Genomic DNA, 21276 nt, shown 5'->3' with positions numbered 1-21276 from the left:
TCTATACTATATTCTAGCGGGTGGGGATAATAATGTCGGTCGACACGGACGAAACCAGGTTGGATAGAATTACTGCCGAGTTTGAGAAGATGGAAGCGTCAGACATTGTCATTGCCCCTTGGTTGGCGATGAATGACGGTGAAGAGCGGATTCATCAGCGGTTACAGGCCAAACTCAAGAAAACAGCAGCGGAGTTGGCGGCCCAGGACACGGAAGCACAAGTGTTTTGGGTGGAATTTGACGTGAATTCAGATTTTCGTGAGCGGGCGTATTACGAAATCCTATTGTCGACGGCAGCCTACCTCAGCCACATGAGACTTGGTACACTGGTGATTACGGAGGAAATGGCGTCTGTGGCCACGTCATTGTTGCGAGACTATCTTGAGCGCAACGGCGGTTCCGCCTTGTTGTCTGTCTACGCACGCGTGATAACCTATTTGAACAATAAGTTGTTACTCTACTATGGAGAAGTTCCCGAAGACAAATTCCTTTCCGGTGAGTGGCACCGCCCTTGGGTTGAGTACTCGTTGGAATATGAGCTGCAATTCGCCCTGCAGTATGAGTTTTTTGAGCGTGTTGCCAGGGATGGGCAAAGCTTTGTCCGCTTGACTGAAGCCGGCAAACAACTGTATGAAGAGTGCTGGCGTGACTTAGAGCAGTGCGGATACTTACGGCAGCATGAGCAACTGTTGAGAGCAAATGGTTTTACGAATATGGACGACTACGAAAAAATTATGGATACTTTCAACCCGGGAGTCCATGAAGACCGGCGCCGGCTTATCCAGTGGACAGGCATTCACAGCGGGATGCGCGTGCTGGAACTTGGCTGCGGTGCTGGTGCGCTGACATTGGATGACGGACTGTACCAAGCGGTAGGGAAACAAGGCAGTGTGGTGGCTACGGACCCGTCCATTGGCATGCTGCAAAGAGCCAAACAGAAACTGTCCAGGTATGATGCCGCAAACGTGGTTTTTCGGCAAGCTGCAGCTGAAAAGATTCCTTTCCCCGACAACAGCTTCGATTGTGTGACTGGAATGTGGTTTTTACATTTCACGGAGATTCCCAGGGCTCTCAAGGAGATTGCTAGAGTAACGAGAGAAGGCGGGAGATTTGTAACGGTAGCAGCTCTAAACTTCTCTCAAAAGGAAGATTTTTTCATAGAATGGTTTGAGCCTGTTTTCAAAATGGGACTAGCTATGGATGCGCAAGACCCGCTGCCGGAACCCGAGTTTATTGTGGAGCATGCAAAACAACACTTCACAGACGTGGAAGTTGAGATAGAAATGTGGGATGTGGATTTTAGCAATGTTGAAAACACCGTCAAATTCATTATCAACGCAGGTCTAATTGCTGAAACAACTGCACTTCCGTGGCGGGCTAGACAAACCTTAATTGAGGAACTGATTGGTAAGGGATACGAACTGAAGGACAAATACGGAGCCGAGAACATGAAACACAGGCACCGCGGCTTATGGCTAAAGGGGACCGTATTGAAATAAGCCATCGATTTGCAATCCATTGGTGGGCATGACGGTTGACACCCTGCACTGGTTGCCTAGGTCAACCGTGCAGGGTAACAACTGTCAGCTACCGAGACAGGAACAGTAGTCGATTGCTTGCAACAAGCACTGAGACGGTCCAGAGCGACTAGGCCCATTGTCATTCCATCTTCGCGGCTAACAGCTCAAACCTTTTTCTGCGAGCATCGTCGTAGTTGCCGTGGTATGACTGCAATTTTCCGTCTTCCAGCCACAAGACACGCTGAAACAGCTGGTTGATGAAATGCCTGTCGTGGGATACTGCAATAATGGTACCCGTGAATTCGTCCAGTGCAACTTCCAAAGCTTCGCGGGATTCAATATCCAGATGATTTGTTGGTTCATCCAGAATCAACAGGTTAATATCTTGATGCATGAGCTGCGCCAAACGCAGGCGCATGCGTTCTCCTCCGCTGAGGCGCTTGATTGGTTTAAACACGGCTTCGCCGTAGAACAGGAATTGGGCCAGGATATGCCGTGCCTTTCCTTGATGAACCTTGGCTTCGTCACGGAATGCATCAAGAACGGTTTTATCCTCGTCTCCTGTCATCGCGAGTCCCGCCTGACTGAGGTAGCCTGCCCGTACGGAATCACCCAGTCTCACATCGCCTGCGTCAGCCGAGATTTCTCCCAGCAGCATCTTCACAAGTGTAGATTTTCCGCTCCCATTTGTTCCCACAATGGCCACTCGTTCGCCAAAGCGAACGTGAAACGAGACTTCATTCAAAAGTACGGTGTCTCCATAGCGCTTTTGTAAGCCCATAGCTGTCGCAACGTCTTTTCCGCTTCGTTCCTGAACATCGAAGGACAAATCCATTTGCTTTCGTTCAAGTTGCGGCTTGTCGATTTTCTCCATGCGATCCAATGCACGCTGCATGTTAGTGGCTCGCCGATGCAGAGCAGCGCTGGGCGGGCTGGCCTGGTTTGCCCATATTCGCAGTCGCTTAATGGCTGCTTGCATCTGCTTGATTTTCTTTTGCTGTTCTTCGAAAGCTTGAAACTCCAGCAACAGCTGTTTTTCCCGTTCTTCCATGGCTTGCGAATAGTTTCCCTGGTACAGCGCCGCAGCGCCGTTATCCAGTTCCATGACACGGTTCACGACTCGATTGAGAAAATATCTGTCATGGGACACAACCAATACCGCACCAGCATAGGTTTCCAGGAAAGATTCCAGCCACTCCACTGCAGGCAAGTCCAGGTGATTGGTCGGTTCGTCAAGTAAGAGCAACTCGGGACGGCTCAGCAAAAGGCGGGCGAACTCAACTTTTGTCTGTTCGCCGCCGCTGAGTAGCGAGAATTCAGATTGAAGAAGTGCTTCCGGTATTCCAATTCCTGTTGTAATTGAGCGAACTCTAGAGTCAATGGAATATCCGTCAAGATTGTCAAACTCCTCTTGCAGAGCTGCATAGGTTTTTAGGATGCGCTCTAGTTCTCTGTCACTGGCAGGACTCGCCATCTTGGCTTCCAAAGCGCGCATTTTCTGTTCAATGGAGTAGATGTCGGCAAATGCGCGGTGCAGGACTTCTTTCACTGTCCCGCTGTAACTCGGAATTTGATGCAACAGTCCGAGTCGCAGCTCTTTTTTCCATGCGACAGTACCTGTATCCGGCTCACTTTGCTTAGCCAAAAGTCTGAGCAAGGTTGTCTTTCCGCCGCCATTGGGTCCAACCAGTGCAATTCGATGTCCCTCGTGAATTTCTACGGATACATCCTGAAACAGCCAATCATCGTGCACTGCAATTCCGACATGGTGTGCTGAACAATACAACATCTGTTTTCGGCTCCTTTGTTGCACCAGGAGGCGACGCAAAAAAAGCTGCAGACTCGCAGCCTGCAGCTTCGTCAGCGTGGTGTTACAAGGCAGCGAATGCTACCTTGCGTTACACCAGCGCTCTCGTATTTGAAGAAGGCAGGTCTTGCGCACGCTCTGGCACATGATGTGTTTGACTAAATTTAGGCATACCAATCCCGTCAAAGACATTTGTGCCAACCATTGCGCGGCGTTCAGCTATATACCACGCAAACAATTTCATCGTGTCCTGCAAGACCTCACCTCCCTGAATTCAAATGTTCAAAAGTATGCTACTACTTCCACATCATACACATAAATGCCGACGCTGACAACGACATTGCTTCTGCGACCGCTGTAACGTGCCTTGTTGCGCGGCAGGTCATTTTCTTTCACAGCCCTTCCCTGTAAAATGGGGTAGGTTATCATATCGCCTGCCCAAAGAAGGGCACGAACCAGATTGGTACCAGCCGAGTATGACTGAACAGGCCATTTTAAGCGGGGGATCAACGTGACATCACTGTCTGGATGGATTATTTACAACGGGAACTTAGGAGACAAATTCCTGACTCATGCGGAGATTTTTCATGAGAGTGCCAAGAAGCATGGCATTCATACAAAAATTGTTCCCAACAACAGCCTGTTTTCCATGGTATCTGGCGGGACAACTCAACTCCTGGGTATGGAAGACGAGCGATTGCCTGATTTTGTCCTGTTTTGGGACAAGGATTTATACTTGGCCAGGCACTTAGAGAAATTAGGTGTCCGCCTGTTCAATCCGGCTCAAGTCATTGAAACCTGTGACAACAAGGGACTGACATATCAGTGGTTGAGTGATTGCGGGATTGCAATGCCCAAAACGGTACTTAGCCCCCGGATTTTTGATTGGACCGGAGTAAAAGAACAAGCGTACTACAGCTATGTAGCAGAAGAACTGGGGTTTCCCATGGTGATGAAGGAGTCCTATGGTTCATTCGGATCGCAGGTTTATCTCATTCAAAACGAAGAAGAGATGTTGGGAAAAGTGAAGGAACTTGGCAGCATTCCCTTCGTCTTTCAAGAATTTGTTCGAAGCAGCAAAGGTACAGACCTGCGTCTGCAGGTTGTGGGAGACGAAGTGGTAGGAGCCATGCGCCGGGTGTCAGACACAGATTTTCGCGCCAACATGGGAAAAGGGGCACATGCATTCCCGCATTCACCCACAACAGAGCAGAAAGAACTTGCCGTCCGGTGTGCAAAAGAGCTAGGCGCAGATTTTGCCGGCGTCGATCTCCTTTTCGGACCCGAAGGCGAACCCATCCTGTGCGAAGTGAATTCCAATGCACACATCATTAACTTGCGGACCTATACGGGCGTAAATGCTGCAGACTATATGCTGCTTCACATTAAACGGACCATGGCGGGTGTTCGAGTGTGAAAAAGGCGGGCTGGCTCGTTTATCGCCGAAAAGAGGCAGAGCGAAACAGAAACTATATTGAGTGGATGATGACCGAAGCCCGTCGCATGAACTGGGTACTGATGCTGGTGTACCGCGATGAAGTGGTTGCGGGTGTGATGAACGGACAACCACATGTGGGCTGGGTCAATGACGCGCAAACGGATGTGCAGGGACATGGTAGGTCTCACGCCCGTTCTTCCCAGCTACCGGATTTTGTGATTATGCGCACTGTCGATCCCGTCCTCACCACCCACCTGGAGCACCTCCACATCCCTGTCTTCAATTCTTCCGCCGTGTCGCGCATATGCAACAATAAGGCCGCAACTTATCAGTATCTGCAGCAGTTTGATGTCCCAATGTTGAACACAGCATTTTGTAATACAGAGGACCTCAAGGGGACGATTCGGGATGAGGTCTCGATAGATGGAATTAGAAAGAGAGTTTGCGAGTCGGATTCGGCATTTGTCATAAAAACTGTCTCTGGGCGAGGTGGAAAAGACGTTGCGCTGATTGAAACTTCAAACGACCTTGAGAATTTCATTAGCAAATACCCCGACACGGATGTGGTTTTGCAGCAACTCGGTCCCAATCCCGGCAAAGACGTTCGAGTGTTTGTTGTCGGAAAGGAAATAGTGGCCGCTGTACTGCGCTCGTCAACATCCTCAGACTTTCGCGCAAATTTCTCCCTGGGCGGCAGGGCCCAGCGATACATCCTGAGCGCGTCTGAGAAAGACGTCGTAAGACGCATCATGTCCCATTTTGAGTTTGGGATGGTTGGCATTGACTTTTTGCCGGATGGTGGCGGGGGACTGTTGTTTAACGAGATCGAAGACGTGGTTGGCAGTCGTACTTTGAGCCTGGTTGCTCCTGAAATCAACATTGTCCGGAGATATTTTCGCTACATTGACGAAAGGCTGTCCTAAGGGGATTCCTTCCATGTCGAGAAGGGGGCGTGCGTTCAGAAGACAACCCATGCCACGACGATAAGTCGTGCTAGAGAGCCAAGCCGTACCAGTCAATCGTCATCGTCATCTTCGATACCCCTAGCTTCTTGAATGGCTTCCCAGCCTTCACTCACCACAAAGTAGATTAAGCCCAGTGCCGCAATAGAATCAATCCACCACCATCCAAACAGTGCAGTGAGGGCTACGCCCCCCAGCAGTACCCACGCCATATATGCGCAAACCATACTGCACCCACCGTCAGCTCGCAAAGCCGCACTTCCAATTTGAGCGCCTATTCGGACTTTGGATTTAGATAATATCGGCATCCAAATGGCTGAAACAACGGCCAGTCCCAATCCAAGCCAACTTGTATCCGCACTTTGATGATGAAAAAGCTTGAAGAGTGAAGCAATGAGAATATATACAGCCAACAGCAGGAGAAGTCCGCCGACGATGGCTGATGCGCGGCGTTCGGCCCTTTCCACACGTTCCTTAGAGCCGCCGTTTAACTCTACATACAGCCGCCACAAAAGAACAATTCCGGATATAACTTCGATGACACTGTCTAGTCCAAAGGCTGTCAGAGCCAGCGAATGAGCAAGAAGACCTGCCAGAACTCCCACCGCTGCTTCAACAATCATCCAGATAACTGAAATCCATTCTATTTGAATACCTTTCCTCACTGAATCCTTCAGAGGCGTCACACTTTATCGTCCTTTCTCCTTTTCTTTCTCAGTTTACAATACGGCGTGACCATTATGTCAATGACCGTCGAGAGTTGCCCCAATGTGGTGTCCTAATAACGCCTGCGATGAGGACAGATACCGCTTCGGCAGAACTGTACTGACACATACATTGATGTGGAGAGGGACTCTTTCTCTATCCAGGAGGTGTGACTCATGTGCAGCAGAGGCGAATGCATGTCTAATATGGGCCAATGGGTTCAATTTCGGACTCAGTGGGGACTCCACCGCGGGATTGTGACGGATGTAAACAACCGCGGAGTTTTGATGCGCGTACCGCGCGGTTATGCGCCTGCGGGTTTGGCAACACACCAGCAAAGCAACGGCAGCGATGAGGAAAAGTTGGACTTGGCCTTGACCTATGGCGGCTACGGACGCGGCGGCTATGGCTACCCCGGTTACAGAGCAGGATACGGCCGCTGGGGCTATCCAGGTTACGGTGGATGGTACGGCGGTTGGTGGTGGTGGTGGCTGGCGTTTGCATGGATATTCGCGCTGGCCTTTTTGTGGTAGTTGGGCCGTAATCTGCAGGAATGCGGCAGGTAGAGATACAGTTGCATGGAATCGGGGCCTTGCGGGGCTCCCTTTTTGTGTCATACGTGGATTGAGGGTCAACTGGAAACAGTGTGACTCGAAGATCAAAAGGGATATTTATTCATTTTAGTTGTGATATGCTAATTGCACTCCCTCGTAGAGTAAGGTCTTTCTCACGAATGCTCGCTCATTCGCAGGATTTCATTTACCTGGTTTCGGATGGAGTAAGGATAAGTAGATATTCCGCCTAGGGAGATCCGCTTGAGAGTATGCAGGAACAAAAGGTGCGGTCTTATTTCACAGCATCTTCCATAAATAGCTTTACTGCACGACTCTCTCCACAAGATCCTCGGGATTCACACTCCCATATCTCAATGGGTCTATGCCCTTTCATTCCTTCGTCCTATCTGTCCAAGGTGTGGAGTCCGATCAACGTTAACGGAACGGGTCTATGCCCTAAAGTGCAATAATCTCGGTACTCCGTGCTTTCTTTGTGAAATCCTGCGAATGAGCCAACCTACGTGTTTGGTTGCGGTAGACGACTTAAGCTGCTATTGAGAATTGTGCTTTATCTTGACTGAATTTTTCTCCTGTCCTTACCATGGCTACAAGCATTCGAGCCAGCTTCCCGATGAGCTTCATCATGGATTGCATCTTTGTCATCCGTTTTACTTCGATGTTGTGAGCATGCAGGGCTTGAAACGCTTGGTTATATGACAGCAGGTGAAAGACAGTGAAGTACAAGTGCTTGCGTAGCAGAGAATTTCCCCGCTTTGTGAGTTTGATTTGACCCTTGTACTTGCCCGAAGTTCGCTCCGCTAAGTTCAATCCTGCTTTTCGTAGCAATTGGTTTCCGTGTGACAACTGACTTAGATCACCGCCAAAGGCTAAAATGGCAGCCGTTGCAGGAATCGTTGCGCCGGCAGACCGAATGAGATCGGCGCCAGGAATCTCAGGCAGTATCTTCTCAATCATCTCGTCCGCCTCGTCGACAATTTTCTGGACCCTTTCATACTCGTCCACCAGGTGCGTCAGTTCCCATTTGTCTTCTTCCAAGGCAACCGTGTCTCCAACACTCTGTCTGGCTAGATGGAGAAGCTCCATGGCTTTACGTGTTCCACGTGCGCCACCGGGTCTGGACATGAACTCTCCCCAGATTTTCACCATCCGCTCCGGTGTGAGTTTCAACATGTCTGAAGGAGCAGGGAACCGACGTAATGTCGCTAGAGAACGAGTGCTGAAAAGGTCCTCAAAGGCTTGTATATATTCAGGGAAACGGATATCCAGCCAACGGTGAATGCGATTCTCAATGCGTCCACGTTCAACGACCCAGTGCTCTCTATTTGTGACGACGACTCGAATCCGGCGAAATGCTTCTTCTTTCGGAGAAAAGGGAGTGTAGTACCCACGACTGACTACGTCAGCGATGACGAGTGCGTCCTTTGGATCGTTCTTGGAGGGAGAATTATCCCTGTTTTCTTTGTTGCGTTTTGTGGTCATGGGATTGACCAGCACAACGTCAATGCCTTGCTTCACAAGCCAGTTCGAAAGGTTGAACCAGTAATGTCCCGTGCTTTCCATACCTATGATGACGTTGTCCATGCTGTGGGCTTTCTGCAGCTTGCGGATTGTCTGTCCCAGATGCTCAAAACCGGAGAGATCATTTGCGAACACAACAGGTTTGTTGTTCAGGACGATTCCTCTAAAATTGATAGCCTGTGCAGCGTGTTTCTCCTTGGCGATGTCAATCCCGACGACCAGAGTTGTAGTGGAAATTCGTTCAATTCGTTGATTTTGAGCATTAACCAGTCTAGACTTCATAGTGACGCCTCCTACATGAGTTTTTAAGGGCTACGACCCAGTACACACTCATCGTATCGAGGCGTCTTTATTTCTACAAACCGAATCTACTAACACCTACAGGAATGTTAACGGGCAGCTTAATGCAGTAGCAGATCTCCATGGGAATCTGATAGAAAGGTATTCCAGTTTGCTCTTCATTATCTCTATGGTCTTATTGGCGTGTCTATTGGCAAAAGTCTGGCAAGTCTTCGCTGTCTTCGCGGTTGTCCTAATGAGCAGCCAAGTTCTTGTTAGCAGAATAAAAACCCCACAGAATTATGAAATTATAAATTCCCAACCTACGCTGGAGACAATCGTTGTGACAGGCTTGATGATATGCCTTGTTGTTGGGATCAGAAATCTCATCTTAATGAGTGACAAGAAAGAGAACTGATTTGGGAGTAAAGCAAGCAGGACCCTTGGGTGTATGAAAATTCGATTTCATCATTGCTATGTTTCCTAAACTCTCGGGTAGGACTGCGCACAGGGTTAGCGCCTTGCATCACAAAACCAACGAGGGATATGAGACCGCCATTCCAATAGGGAGGCGGTTTTAATTTTGAATTCTATAAGTCAAAGCGTTTCCTTTTGGGCTTGCTTACGTCTAATCATATGAAAGGAGTCGAGATGGTGAGTTCACAAAAAATCGAAAATGAGATTCATTCGCTTTATCAAACGTACGCGAATGACATTTATAGATATGCACGGCTGACGCTTCGCGATGACGCGCTTGCCATGGATGTGGTGCAAGAAGTCTTTCTTCGAGCGTTTCGCTCTTGGGGGACGTTTCGAGGCGATGTTCATGCAAAGAGGGGCATCAAAAGGGAACGTCAAGACGATGGATCGGCGAGCCATCGCAAAGATACGAGAGATTTTAGGCAACTCAAGTCAGGAGGTGACGCAGTCATGACGCATGATAAGGAAGTAACACATCGGTTCAAGGAATTGACAGACATCAGCATGACGCAAAGCGATCAAGATGAACTCTGGCAAAGCATTTCGCAGAAGATGAAAACGATGAGACCGCCTCGGACTAGGCACAAAAAACATTTCAATGCCTTCGCGACAAGTGTAGCTGCTGTAGCTACTATCGCAGTAGTAGCGGTTGGTATCGGAGTCGGTATTGATAAACACGTTTTCAGTCAAACACCAACAACCCAAACAACTGGTGCCTCGAACTTGGTGGGGACAACAAGCAACCCAGCCGCTAATTCACAAGCGACGTCGAATCGCACCAATAACCAGACACCAGGGAGTAGTCAGTGGAAAGATGTCGGGAGGATGTACGAAGTGCAAGGGGTCGTCAGTTTTGTAAAGGGTCATTCGTTCGAACTTAAAGTCAGCAAAAATATCCAAGGTGCCAATAGTGCAGTAACCAGTCCAAACTATCCGTTTAAGGTTGGCTCAGTGGTGAACATCCAGTGTGATCCGTCGCTTTCACCGAAGGTAGGCGACCATGTGGTCCTTGATGTATCTCAGTATGCGACTGGAGGAAGCCCATTCTGGGGTGTTATTGCGAACAACTATTACGCCGAACAGAACGGAAGCTACTATAACCAGAGTGGTCAAAAACTGAGCCTGCCTCCGAGCTAAACGATAAATACGCGCTCAAGACGGAAGCTGCCATGATTTGCTCGAACACAATATTGCAGTTGCACGAATGTAGAACACTCTCAGAAACGTGGATGGAAACACAGACGGGTGCGAGAGACGATTAAGGCTGACTTTGCAATATGGCTAGGAGTGGATGGAGCTTTCTCACGGAGGCGGAGTTGAGCCCGCATTGACTAGACTATAACAATTTGCTTTACTCATTCATTTGTTCAGAATAGACTAATAATAAGGCTTGAAGCCTGAGGGACGAAGAATGCTTTAAACCAAATTCATAGAAAACCCGGAGCTATTGACCTAAGTTGTCAGTCATCTAGTACAAAACTAATTATTTTGTTGGATTGAGAAATTGGAGGGGGAGAAATGCAGACTGTCGGAATTTTTGGGGGGCTAGGCCCACTTGCTGGTGCGCATTTCTATCAACGTGTTGTCGAGATGTCTCCGGCTACGAATGACCAAGAGCACATACCTGTAATTCTTATTTCCGATCCATCGATTCCGAATCGGGTTGCGCACTTGTCCGGTACTGGAGAATCCCCAGTTCCTAAGCTAACAGAGGTTTGTAGGAGATTAGTGGAAGCAGGGGCGCAAGTGATTGTTCTCCCTTCTAGCACAACGAGCATTTACCTTGCCCAACTTCAGGAAGCAACAGGTGTGCCTGTGATTTCATTGATAGACGCAGTGACGGAGGCAATAGCGGTTGCTGGGTATAGACAGATTGGGATTATGGCTACGACTCCCACTCGAACCTTCGGTGTTTATGAGGATAGTTTTGCACGAGCTGGTATTACACCGATATACCCTGACGCGCAGTCTGAAAATGACATCATGGAAGTTATTATGGCGGTGAAAGGTTCTCCACCATTAAACGCGCGTAACGGTGATATCCTACTTACTGATTTTTCGCGACTTGGTCGCAGTCTTAGGGAGATTGCATCTCGCTCGTGGGCACGTGGTATAGATAGTATATTGTTGGGATGTACGGAGCTACCAGTTGTATTTTCAAGTACTGAACGGACGTCATCGTTTGGGACAACCGTTAAAGTGTTTAGTTCCACCGATATATTGGCTTCTAAAGTTGTTCAGTTAGCTTACGAATAACAAAAGCGGATGACATAGGCTGTAGAAAGCAGATTACGATTCTGTTAAAAATACTGACATTGCATATTGAAAAGCGACAATTTCTCTGTAAGATACATAGAAAAGCGACATCTCCAGTCGCTGCATGACAGGAAGGTGTTACAACAGGGTTGTCGACTAATTTTCGAATGTCCAGTATTTTCTTATGTTCGATATGCCGATGTAAATCAGCGCAACAATGAGTAGGCTGCGAAGGATGACGGTGTGGACATGCAGGGCTAGAATGCCTCCGATTGCGCCGCCTAGGCAAGCCGCTATAGACAAGGGGAAAACAATGTCGAGAGACAGGTTTTTCTCTCGGAAATGAACCCAACTTCCTAGCAATGTGGTTGGGATGATGGTCATGATGGATAGACTTTGAGCTGCTTGTTGATTGTAATGAAACAGCAGTACCGCTCCGGGAACGAGAAGGGCTCCACCTCCGGCACCGAATGCACCGCTTACCAGCCCCACCAGAAGACCAAGCAGCAGTGGGCCTGCTGTCCTTAACACGTAGTGTTGGGAGAGCGACGTGTGCGAGATGGGTTTCAGATGAAAAGCGTACAGCAACGCGACCCCGCAGAGAATGAATCCAAACGTGGTTTCCAGTTTTCTGACGTTTAGAAAGCGCATCATACGTGCGCCAAACAGCACCCCGCACAAACTGCTGATGATGACCGTCCCAGTGGTGAACCAATGCATGTGGACGGCGGACAGATAGAAGAACAGTGACGACAGCCCACCAACGAATGCTACAGGTAGGGCAGACGAGTGTGCTTGCTTGGGAGCAATCCGCAACGGACCTGACAGGATGGGGATAACGAGAAAGGACCCGCCAATCCCTAACAAAGCGCCGAACAGTCCGCCGAAGCCCCCGGTTAAGAGTACCTTTGTCCGGTAGCGTGACGGATCCTTATCGGGTGTAGACGTATGTCGTCGGCAAATTCGAAGTCCTATTCTCAGGATAGTCATACCTTTCTAATATTTAGTATGCATAATCAACGGAATCATCCGAATAATTGAACATCTAATACAATATCTGCAATCTACTAAGAAAACAATTAAACAACGAACAAAGACGACAAAATCTAATATCATACATTATTGGTATATGGTGAGAGGATGGACAAACGACACATGGTGCTGCGGACTACGGAGGTGCCGAATATGGAACATAAGCGGTTAAATATGATGACCGTACAGGAAGCAATGGATCTACTCGAGGTCAGTCGTTCCACTTTGGATAGATGGCGTAAGTACCGCAACCTCCCGTATGTGAAGATTGGCAAAGAAGTGTTTTTTGACCGGAATATTTTAGAGACGTGGGTCCGCCAACACACCGTAGTGACAGAGCAAACAGCAGGGGATCCATCCGAGCAAGAGATTATTACAATTGGATACCAACGCGGTACGGCGCATATGTGGAGTGCGTTGGTAATCAAAGAGTTGCATCTGCTGGAGGACGAATTGCAGTCGATACGCCCAGCTTCAAACCATGTGGTCCGTTGGCACAATGCGTCAAACGGATTGCAACTTGTGGAGGGGATGATTGCAGGAAAGATTCAAATCGCGTCTCTGGGAGACTATCCGACTGTTCTTGCTGCGGATTTAAGGAAAATACTTCCCAAATTCCGCCCGATTTTGATTGCTTTTGATGGGAAGAGCAAAGGGGGCAAGGGAATCTCACTGGTGACTGAAATCCAGTCAAAGCTGATGAAACCGAACGAGATTATCAAAGCCTCCGTTGCTACGGTGCCCAATACAAGCGCGGGCTACAGACTCAACAAGTTGCTTCTATCGATGAAGTTGCCTGAAGTGAACGTCCTTCACCAAGAGATGCACGCGAGTATGCGAAACCTCATTCGTGGACAAGTTCAAGCGAGCATGATGTGGGAACCGTATCTGAGTCTCATGACGTTCAATCAACATGGTCGTGTTTTGTTTGACGATGGACTCGGTGATGATTACCTCACAAGCGTTGTGGCCGATGAGAACTGGTGCCGACGTCATGAAGCCCATGTGGTCGCATACCTCCGAGCTCATCTGAAAGCCCACAGAATCATTCGGGAGATGCCACAACGCGCAGCACAAGTCATCGCTAAGGCTACGAGACTTCCACTTGCAATCGCACTGAGTGTTCTACAAAGAGTGAGATGGGATGCGTCGATCTATGAGCGAGATATAGCCACCCTGAATGGACTGTGTGAAACGGGTTTGAATTGTATGTCTTCCGACATTCATACTTTCGTCAAGGGGGAATACGTTCAATACGCTGCAAGAAGGCTCAGTCTGCCAGCGCCATCTGATTTTCCGGTGTCTGGGGACTGGTCCCGCGAGGTACTCTACTGACGTGAAACCCTGACAAATCGTGTGCTGGGTATAGTGTGCCGTTTTCGTCTTTGTTCGTCACCTTACCAAAATTCGTTGCGGCTCACTATGTGGCTTGATAATGTGAGGCTAATAATCTGAATAATACGACTTATATAAAGGGTTAAGTGGCAGTAGAGGAGGCTTCGGCCACGCTGTTGCAGTGTCGTCAAAAGGGAGGATTGTTAGCCTGTGAAACGTTATTCGGTGTACAAAAGGCGTGTGGGCATTTTTATGGGAATTGTTCTGGTTGGGTCGCTGAGCGGGTGTGGCTCCAAAACACACACGGCGAGCGCCGCTAACACGTCGAACGCAAATGCAAGTACTTCTTCATCTTCTTCGAGCACAAGCAGTCATGGAGGAACGGTCGTGCAGGCTCTTGGTCCGCTCGTGTCCATCAACTGGTATCTTCCACTCCGCCCCGTCGCGTACAACAGCCTATACGATGCCTGGGCTGCGTCCCTCATGTACAAAGGTTTGTTCCATCTTAACGCCAGCGGAAAGATCGACTATTCGCGCAGTATTGCAAGTAATGTCAGTTGGAATTCAAAGGGGACTGTCTATACAGTCAAAATGAATCCAAAGTGGAAGTGGTCGAATGGAACGCCGGTGACTGCGTCAGATGTTGCGTTTACGTGGAACTTGATTAAAGCGGCATCTGCGCCGACGGCACCTAGGCCATGGCCTTATGCCGGGGCGGGGTCAGGCGGTATACCTGCCATGATTCAGGGTTTCAAGGTGCTAGGAACCCATGAGTTTCAAGTCACACTGAAGAAACCTGTAAACCAGCTGTGGTTTGAATACAACGGACTGTCTGACTTTACTCCGCTTCCTAAAGCCGCGTGGGATAAATATCCTACGAATTTGAACAAAGAATTGAGTTACTTGGCTTCGAATGGGAACAATGCATCCTTCTTCAAGGTGATAGACGGCCCATTCATTTTGAAGTCAGCGAAGCGGAACGTTGCTTGGACGTTTGTTCCCAATCCGAAGTATGACGGTCACAAGGCAAGCATCAGTCGCTTTGTTTTGGCCTATGAGACGTCGAACTCTGCTGAAGTGAATGCACTGAAGACAGGTACCGTGCAAGTAGGCTACCTGCCGCTCTCCATGTATAGCAGTAGAAAACAACTGACACAAGACAAATTCGTAGAGACGAAGCGGTTTGTCATTGACCGGACGATGCTGAACTTTAAGAGTCCGACGGTAGGTTCGGCGATGAAGCAACTTGCGGTTCGCAAAGCACTGCAGATGGGCATTGACCAAAAGTCCATCATCAAGGATATCTATGATGGTCTTGGCACCCCCGGAACGGGTCCCATTCCGCTCAATCCAGCCACATTCTTGGATCCCAAGCTTAAAACGCCGGTATATCAGTTTAATCCTGCGGCTGGTAAGAAGCTTCTGCAGCAGAATGGGTGGCACGAGGTTGGCGGCGTCATGCAAAACAGTAAGGGTGTAAAGCTTAGCTTTAACGTGCAATACCCCGCTGGAAACACGTCGACTCAGGCCATGGCTCAGTTGCTGCAACAGGATTGGGGTAAAGAAGGCATTCAGATAAAACTTCAACCGCTTCCGTTTGCAACCATGCTCCACTATCATCACAGTCCGGCAAAATGGGATATTCAGACTGGGCTCGGATGGAGCTATGGTGGCACTTATCCTACAGGCGGCGGGATGTTTTCGAGCACGGGAGGCTACAATTTCTACGGGTACTCAGACCCGAAGATGAATCAACTGGTGAACCAGACGCACCAGCCGCATGCCACGACGGCTGAATCTCAAAAGGCGTTGGATGCGTATCAGATGTATGCGGCGCAACAACTCCCGAATCTCTGGATGCCCGTTCCCGACGCGCTCACGGAAGTGTCGAAGAATGTACATGGCGCCGTAAAGTACGGGAATACCTTCACGAACCAGATTTCTCCGCAGTATTGGACCGTCAGCGGAAAGTAGAGGCAGGTGAAAGTCGTGAACAACAAACGAGGGGTCGTGGACACAGACATTTTTCGTCTGTATCACATCAGTGAAGTGACCATTGACGATTCAGGTAAGCATGTCGCGTTCTCAGTCCGCCGGGCGGTGGAACAGATTGACGGCTATCAAACACAGATTTACGTGTACGACGTTGAAAGTGAAGAGTTGGCTCCTTGGACATCGTCTGAGTATCCGAGCCATTCACCACAGTGGTCTCCCGATGGGCGTTACTTGGGATTCCTGTCTAAACGAGATGAAAATGTACAACAATTTTTTGTGCTTCCCAGATGTGGTGGAGAGGCTCGCGTACTGAGCGACGCAGCTTATGACGTGGCGTCGTATCAGTGGTCTCCAGACGGGAAGTCCGTCGTCCTGTGTGCGAAGGTCTCACAGCCCGTTGCCGGACAACAACCGTCGACGGAGAGTGCGCGCGTGATTGACACTATTCAGTATAAGTTCAACGGCAAGGGTTTTACCTACAATCAGCAACATCACCTGCTTTTGCTCGATGTTCGTACAGCAGAAATCACCCCGCTGACCGCTGGGGATGCCGACGACACCGATCCCGCCTGGTCACCGGACGGGGAGTGGATTGCTTTTGTCTCCAGACGTCATGAAAATCGACAGTTTGACCTTGCTTCTGACCTCTTTGTTGTCAGCCCTCAGAAAGGGATTGTTCGGCAACTTACGCGAACACAGGGAGCAGTCAAATCGCCCACCTGGTCCCCCGACGGAAGTTGGATTGCTTACGTGGGGACAGAGCGGATCGATAGTATGCCGAACCACCGACACATCCACAGGGTGGCAACTTCTGAAGGAGATCCAGAGCTGCTATCTCCGGCGTTTGACAGAACTACTGTTAGCGGCAGTCGGCTCGTTTGGTCTGCAGAGGGAGAAAAAATATGGGCCCTGTTTGAGGACGAAGGGCGTGTTGCCTTGCTCTATAGCAGCATAAATGATGGCACAATCGGCGGCGACAGAAACACACCTTCGCAGATTACGTCATTTGACATATCTCGAAGCGGCCTTATTGCGGGTGTCCAATCGTCTCCTACACGACCCCCTGAGTTGTACATTGGTGCTGACTCGCCATCTTTCGAACAAGTCACGCATTTTCACGATGATTGGTGTGACGAAGTGCAGTTCAGTGACATGGAGGCTTTTGTGGGTGAGAGCAAAGACGGCACCTCAGTGCCATGCTGGATGATGCTCCCTCAGCCATTTCATGAACAAGAACGCTACCCGGGAGTGTTGAAAATTCACGGGGGGCCTTACGCCCAGTTTGGGTATGGGTTCAACCATGAGTTACAACTGCTTTGTGCGTCGGGCTACGCTGTCTTTTTTGCAAATCCGCGCGGGAGTTCGGGTTACTCCGAGGAATGGGCACGCGCTCTGGGCCGGAATCGGGGGATTACGGACTATGAGGACCTCATGGGTTGCACAGACGCAGCCATTGAGCAGTTTGAATTCGTGGATTCGACACGGTTAATTGTGACGGGAGGCAGCTATGGTGGCTATATGACTAGTTGGGCCGTAGGGCATACCGACCGATTTTGCGCAGCTTGTTCCGAAGCGGCGCCCAATAACTTGTACTCCATGAGCGGATCCAGTGACCTGGCCGGATCGAACCATCGTCTCGTTTACGGTTTTTCGGCACAGGAAGATCCCGAATTCTATATGGAACGCTCTCCTATTTCATATACGCAGAGCATGACCACTCCGCTTTTGATTATCCACAGCGAGAACGACCTGCGAGTATCCATCGAGCAGGGAGAGCAATTGTTTGTTGCTTTGAAATTACAGAGAAAGGAAGTCAAGTTTGTTCGCTTTCCTGGTGAAAATCACGGACTGCCACGGAATGGAACACCTTCTCACCGACTGGACAGATTTCATCACATTCTGAGTTGGTTTGCAGATCATTTGCCAATTGAAGGGGCTTGACAGGATGAAGATGTCTATACAAGTGCGCAACGACATTTCAACAGAATTACACTCGTCGATGACGCGAGTTCATATGTCCCGATGGACAAGGGTGTTGCGGATCTTCTGGCGGAACAGATTGGCCAAAGTTGGGAGCTTTGGCTTGGTGTTCTTAATTCTCCTCTGCTTTGTCGGACCACTCGTATACCCGGCGAGTCCATACGATACCCATCTGCAGGTCATTTTACATTCGCCAACTCCGTCTTTTCCGCTGGGTACAAACAACTTGGGACGCAATGAGCTGGCGCGTCTGATGCTAGGCGGTCAAACATCGCTGGAGGTTGGTTTTACCGCGGCGGCAGCAGCAATGGTCGTTGGGGTCATTTATGGCATGGTATCTGGGTTCTACGGAGGCTGGTTGGATATCGTATTGATGCGCATTATCGATTTACTGCGAGCAATACCGAACCTATTCCTTTTGATTTTTTTGGATTCCGTCGTGAGGCCGAGTGCTGTTTTACTCGTCGTGTTGATATCGCTGACATCATGGCACGGTATCAGTCGATTAGTCCGAGGGGAAGTACTGTCCCTGAAAAATGAGCCGTTTGTTGAGGCGGCGCGTATCGCGGGCGCATCCAGATTGAGGATTATTTTGAGACACTTTGTTCCAAATACCTTTGGCACCATCCTGGTTGCTGCTACATTCATGGTGGCAGACGCCGTGTTGCTGGTCGCAGGATTAAGCTTTCTTGGTCTTGGACTACCTCCACCGGCACCAAACTGGGGAGCCATGTTGGCGAATTCAATGTCATACCTCCCAGATAACACCTGGTGGCTGGTATACCCGCCGGGATTGGCCATTTTGTTGACGGTTCTCTCCATCAACTTTATTGGTGACGCGTTACGCGTGGCACTTGATGAACGTCTCGATAGCAAGAAATAGGGAGGAATTCGTGTGATTCGCTTTATTGTCTACCGTGTACTTCAGGCGGTTCCTACCATCCTTGGAATCACTGTTTTAAGCTTTCTGTTGTTGCACATTGTGCCTGGCGGTCCAGCAGCAGTGATGCTTGGAGACCGTGCCACCCCGCAGTTGATTGCACAAATCAACCAATCTCTCGGTCTTAATAAGCCGCTTTACGTCCAGTATTGGTTGTGGTTTGTTAAACTATTGCACGGCAACCTCGGCTACGCTTATTCGTATCATGAGACCGTATCGAGTCTCATTGCACTGAATCTTCCCAGAACACTGGTACTCGTGTTGACGGCTATCATACTGTCGCACATTCTGGCCATACTCATTGGCGTGTTTCAGGCCGTACGCAGAGACAGCCCAACGGATCATGCACTGACTGTTGTGACCTACTTACTGTATTCCATGCCAACTTTTTGGCTCGGCATGATTGTCATTTCCGTGTTTGCCATTGGCTTACACCTTTTGCCGGCAGGTGGTTTGTCCGATCCGTTCGCCATCCATCCTACCTTCGGCGATTATTTGCGACATATGATTCTACCTGCTGTCGTTCTGATTGTTGCCACCATCCCGAATTGGAGCCGCTATGTACGGTCACGGATGATGGAAACACTGGTTCAGGACTACATTCGAACCGCGCACGCAAAGGGGCTGCGTAAGCGAACCATCTTGATGCGACATGCGTTAAAAAACTCCCTTTTGCCTCTGATTACCTTGGCAGGAATGTCCTTGCCAGCGCTGTTCGGTGGCGCCCTAATCATTGAAATGATTTTCAATTATCCTGGGATGGGGCTGCTCTTTTGGAATGCGGCCCAAGCCCGCGATTATCCTGTGCTTCTGGGGATCGTGATTATGGTCGGTTTCCTGACTATTTTAGGCAACCTGCTGGCCGATATTGTGTATGGAGTTGTTGACCCGCGTGTGAAATATTAGTGATACAAGGAGGATGAAGGATGAGCCCAATCAGTTGGAAGATTTGGGATTCCAATAACGAACAACCCAATGCATATATTGTTCCGGTGGACAGGCTCCAGAGTTTTATGGAGAGTGTGATGAAGGACAGTCGCTTTCTGGAGCCTTCGCTCAAGCAAGGCTCTGCAATGCTGTGGTATATACCCGGTACTTCAGACAAGGTCGTGTTGGTGAACGATTTCGGATCACAGAGAGAAACACAGCGGACTTGGGCTAAGGCAGGACATATCGTTCGAGAACTGGAAGCGGATCGTATCCTGGTGTGGTCATCGCATTTTCCTCCGGAGAGAATGGCGTCGGCAGTTTGGGGCTTGGGTACAGGTTTATACGAGTTCAAAATCAGCGTTGCTCAGGTGGAGGCTCGAGTGGATACTTCCACAAAACTGTACTTTAATCTGGAAGGCACGACGGAAACACACTTTCATAAATGTGTGGAGATTGCCAAAGGGCAGTCCCTGGCACGAGATTGGGTGAACCAGCCTTCCAATTTGAAGCCCCCAGCGGAACTGGCCCAGCAGTTTATGGAGGGCTCGTCCGAGAAAATTACCTGGTCGATTATGGATGAATCCGAACTGCAGCGGATTAAAGCGGGAGGCATCCTAGCCGTTGGTCAAGGCAGCGCTCATCCGTCCGCCATGTTGATTGGAAAATACAACGGGAGTGGTGACAAGCCCTATCTTGGCCTGGTCGGGAAGGGCATCACGTTTGACAGTGGCGGACTTTCACTGAAACCTGCCGAGGCAATGAAGCGCATGAAGGTGGATATGGGCGGCGCTGCCGCTGTGGCAGCTGCGCTACGGGTTGTGGCGGAACTGGATCTGCAAGCCAACGTAATGGCCGTAATTCCATTGGCGGAGAACATGACCGGTGCGGACGCCTTTCGCCCGGGAGATGTCTTGACCATGCTGGACGGGACAACAGTCGAAGTTATCTCTACAGACGCAGAAGGGCGTCTGGCGCTCGGAGATGCACTCACAGTCGCACTGCGGGAAGGCGCTACGCACCTGGTGGACATGGCAACCTTGACGGGAGCGAATGTCGTATCTTTGGGAGGTATTCGGGCCGGGGTTGTGCATAACAACGAGTCGTGGGCTTCCGTCGTAGATCATGCAGCAAATGTCTCCATGGAGCCCGTTTGGATTCTTCCAAATGACCCGGAATATATGGAGTTGAATCACAGCGGCATTGCGGACATGAAGAATAGTGCCGGCCGACCTGCCGGAACCATCACAGCGGGCCTATTCGTTGGGCACTTCGCCCACGGAGAGCCTTGGGTTCATGTAGACATTGCCGGAATGGCTTACACCGACGGCAAACAGTCGGGCGTTGGCGCGACGGGTTTTGGGGTATCACTCTTGGTTGAGACGTGCCTCGGCTGGAGTACTTATCGGAATTAGATTGGCGATGCTGATATGAACTGTTTTCAAGTACCTGACCGTTGCAGGATAGGAACTGGGAACCTAAGGACGACCCCAAGTGTCAGGGCAACATCATAAGAGGTGCCCTGCA

General features: G+C 49.6%; 17 protein-coding genes. 12 read left to right on the top strand and 5 right to left on the bottom strand.

What is annotated here, in order from left to right; genetic code table 11:
• Positions 1 to 32: 32 nt before the first annotated feature.
• Positions 33 to 1499, top strand: coding sequence for a methyltransferase domain-containing protein (locus tag GI364_RS20405; protein WP_198851025.1), 1467 nt, complete (start codon positions 33 to 35; stop codon positions 1497 to 1499).
• Between the two features lie 160 nt (positions 1500 to 1659).
• On the opposite strand, the gene abc-f is transcribed toward GI364_RS20405, so the two are convergent.
• On the bottom strand, positions 1660 to 3309 hold the full coding sequence (gene abc-f / locus GI364_RS20400) for a ribosomal protection-like ABC-F family protein (protein WP_233095897.1): 1650 nt from the start codon (positions 3307 to 3309) through the stop codon (positions 1660 to 1662).
• A gap of 109 nt (positions 3310 to 3418) precedes the next feature.
• A complete protein-coding gene (locus GI364_RS20395; protein WP_198851024.1) occupies positions 3419 to 3583 on the bottom strand; it encodes a hypothetical protein in 165 nt (54 codons plus the stop codon).
• Between the two features lie 255 nt (positions 3584 to 3838).
• Here GI364_RS20395 and GI364_RS20390 point away from each other — a divergent pair, with 255 nt between their 5' ends.
• Positions 3839 to 4744: an ATP-grasp domain-containing protein gene (locus GI364_RS20390; protein ID WP_198851023.1), complete on the top strand. Its 906-nt coding sequence runs from the start codon at positions 3839 to 3841 to the stop codon at positions 4742 to 4744.
• Positions 4741 to 5688, top strand: coding sequence for an ATP-grasp domain-containing protein (locus GI364_RS20385; RefSeq protein WP_198851022.1), 948 nt, complete (start codon positions 4741 to 4743; stop codon positions 5686 to 5688). The genes GI364_RS20390 and GI364_RS20385 overlap by 4 nt, the downstream gene beginning before the upstream one ends.
• 92 nt (positions 5689 to 5780) lie before the next feature.
• On the opposite strand, the gene GI364_RS20380 is transcribed toward GI364_RS20385, so the two are convergent.
• Complete coding sequence (locus GI364_RS20380) at positions 5781 to 6413, bottom strand: cation diffusion facilitator family transporter (RefSeq protein WP_233095896.1); 633 nt, start codon at positions 6411 to 6413, stop codon at positions 5781 to 5783.
• A gap of 216 nt (positions 6414 to 6629) precedes the next feature.
• Here GI364_RS20380 and GI364_RS20375 point away from each other — a divergent pair, with 216 nt between their 5' ends.
• Positions 6630 to 6965 carry a hypothetical protein gene (locus tag GI364_RS20375; protein WP_198851021.1) on the top strand — a complete coding sequence of 112 codons (336 nt, stop codon included), beginning with the start codon at positions 6630 to 6632 and terminating at the stop codon, positions 6963 to 6965.
• A gap of 564 nt (positions 6966 to 7529) precedes the next feature.
• On the opposite strand, the gene GI364_RS20370 is transcribed toward GI364_RS20375, so the two are convergent.
• Positions 7530 to 8807, bottom strand: coding sequence for an IS110 family RNA-guided transposase (locus tag GI364_RS20370; protein ID WP_198851020.1), 1278 nt, complete (start codon positions 8805 to 8807; stop codon positions 7530 to 7532).
• 651 nt (positions 8808 to 9458) lie between these two features.
• Between GI364_RS20370 and GI364_RS20365 the strand changes: the two genes are divergently transcribed.
• Together GI364_RS20365 and GI364_RS20360 are read left to right on the top strand one after the other, a co-directional pair.
• Positions 9459 to 10421, top strand: a complete 963-nt coding sequence (locus GI364_RS20365; protein ID WP_233095895.1) for an RNA polymerase sigma factor — start codon at positions 9459 to 9461, stop codon at positions 10419 to 10421.
• A 381-nt stretch (positions 10422 to 10802) separates the two neighbouring features.
• Positions 10803 to 11540 carry an aspartate/glutamate racemase family protein gene (locus tag GI364_RS20360; RefSeq protein ID WP_198851018.1) on the top strand — a complete coding sequence of 246 codons (738 nt, stop codon included), beginning with the start codon at positions 10803 to 10805 and terminating at the stop codon, positions 11538 to 11540.
• A gap of 156 nt (positions 11541 to 11696) precedes the next feature.
• Here GI364_RS20360 and GI364_RS20355 read toward each other — a convergent pair whose 3' ends face one another.
• Positions 11697 to 12530, bottom strand: coding sequence for a sulfite exporter TauE/SafE family protein (locus tag GI364_RS20355; RefSeq protein ID WP_198851017.1), 834 nt, complete (start codon positions 12528 to 12530; stop codon positions 11697 to 11699).
• A gap of 195 nt (positions 12531 to 12725) precedes the next feature.
• On the opposite strand from GI364_RS20355, the gene GI364_RS20350 reads away from it, so the two are divergent.
• From GI364_RS20350 to GI364_RS20325, 6 genes are all read left to right on the top strand, one after another.
• Complete coding sequence (locus GI364_RS20350; protein ID WP_198851016.1) at positions 12726 to 13907, top strand: helix-turn-helix domain-containing protein; 1182 nt, start codon at positions 12726 to 12728, stop codon at positions 13905 to 13907.
• A gap of 210 nt (positions 13908 to 14117) precedes the next feature.
• Entirely contained in the window at positions 14118 to 15881 is a 1764-nt protein-coding gene (locus GI364_RS20345) for a peptide ABC transporter substrate-binding protein (protein WP_198851015.1), read from the top strand.
• Positions 15882 to 15896: 15 nt separating this feature from the next.
• Complete coding sequence (locus tag GI364_RS20340; protein WP_198851014.1) at positions 15897 to 17843, top strand: S9 family peptidase; 1947 nt, start codon at positions 15897 to 15899, stop codon at positions 17841 to 17843.
• 4 nt (positions 17844 to 17847) lie between these two features.
• The gene (locus tag GI364_RS20335) at positions 17848 to 18765 is read left to right on the top strand and encodes an ABC transporter permease (RefSeq protein WP_233095894.1); all 918 of its coding nucleotides are present in this window, start codon (positions 17848 to 17850) and stop codon (positions 18763 to 18765) included.
• Between the two features lie 12 nt (positions 18766 to 18777).
• Entirely contained in the window at positions 18778 to 19728 is a 951-nt protein-coding gene (locus tag GI364_RS20330) for an ABC transporter permease (RefSeq protein WP_198851013.1), read from the top strand.
• Between the two features lie 20 nt (positions 19729 to 19748).
• Positions 19749 to 21164, top strand: coding sequence for a M17 family metallopeptidase (locus GI364_RS20325; protein ID WP_198851012.1), 1416 nt, complete (start codon positions 19749 to 19751; stop codon positions 21162 to 21164).
• Positions 21165 to 21276: the final 112 nt, after the last annotated feature.

It is taken from the genome of Alicyclobacillus sp. SO9 (assembly GCF_016406125.1).
In the GTDB taxonomy this organism is placed as follows: Bacteria; Bacillota; Bacilli; order Alicyclobacillales; family Alicyclobacillaceae; genus SO9.
The sequence above is the reverse complement of the archived record's forward strand: the minus strand, read 5'-3'. Positions and strand labels throughout refer to the sequence as shown.

Coding starts and splice junctions, on each gene's coding strand:
- GI364_RS20405 (WP_198851025.1), top strand. CDS start 33: ATGTCGGTCGACACGGACGAAACCAGGTTGGATAGAATTACTGCCGAG.
- abc-f (WP_233095897.1), bottom strand. CDS start 3,309: ATGTTGTATTGTTCAGCACACCATGTCGGAATTGCAGTGCACGATGAT.
- GI364_RS20375 (WP_198851021.1), top strand. CDS start 6,630: ATGTCTAATATGGGCCAATGGGTTCAATTTCGGACTCAGTGGGGACTC.
- GI364_RS20370 (WP_198851020.1), bottom strand. CDS start 8,807: ATGAAGTCTAGACTGGTTAATGCTCAAAATCAACGAATTGAACGAATT.
- GI364_RS20360 (WP_198851018.1), top strand. CDS start 10,803: ATGCAGACTGTCGGAATTTTTGGGGGGCTAGGCCCACTTGCTGGTGCG.
- GI364_RS20355 (WP_198851017.1), bottom strand. CDS start 12,530: ATGACTATCCTGAGAATAGGACTTCGAATTTGCCGACGACATACGTCT.
- GI364_RS20350 (WP_198851016.1), top strand. CDS start 12,726: ATGGAACATAAGCGGTTAAATATGATGACCGTACAGGAAGCAATGGAT.
- GI364_RS20335 (WP_233095894.1), top strand. CDS start 17,848: ATGAAGATGTCTATACAAGTGCGCAACGACATTTCAACAGAATTACAC.
- GI364_RS20325 (WP_198851012.1), top strand. CDS start 19,749: ATGAGCCCAATCAGTTGGAAGATTTGGGATTCCAATAACGAACAACCC.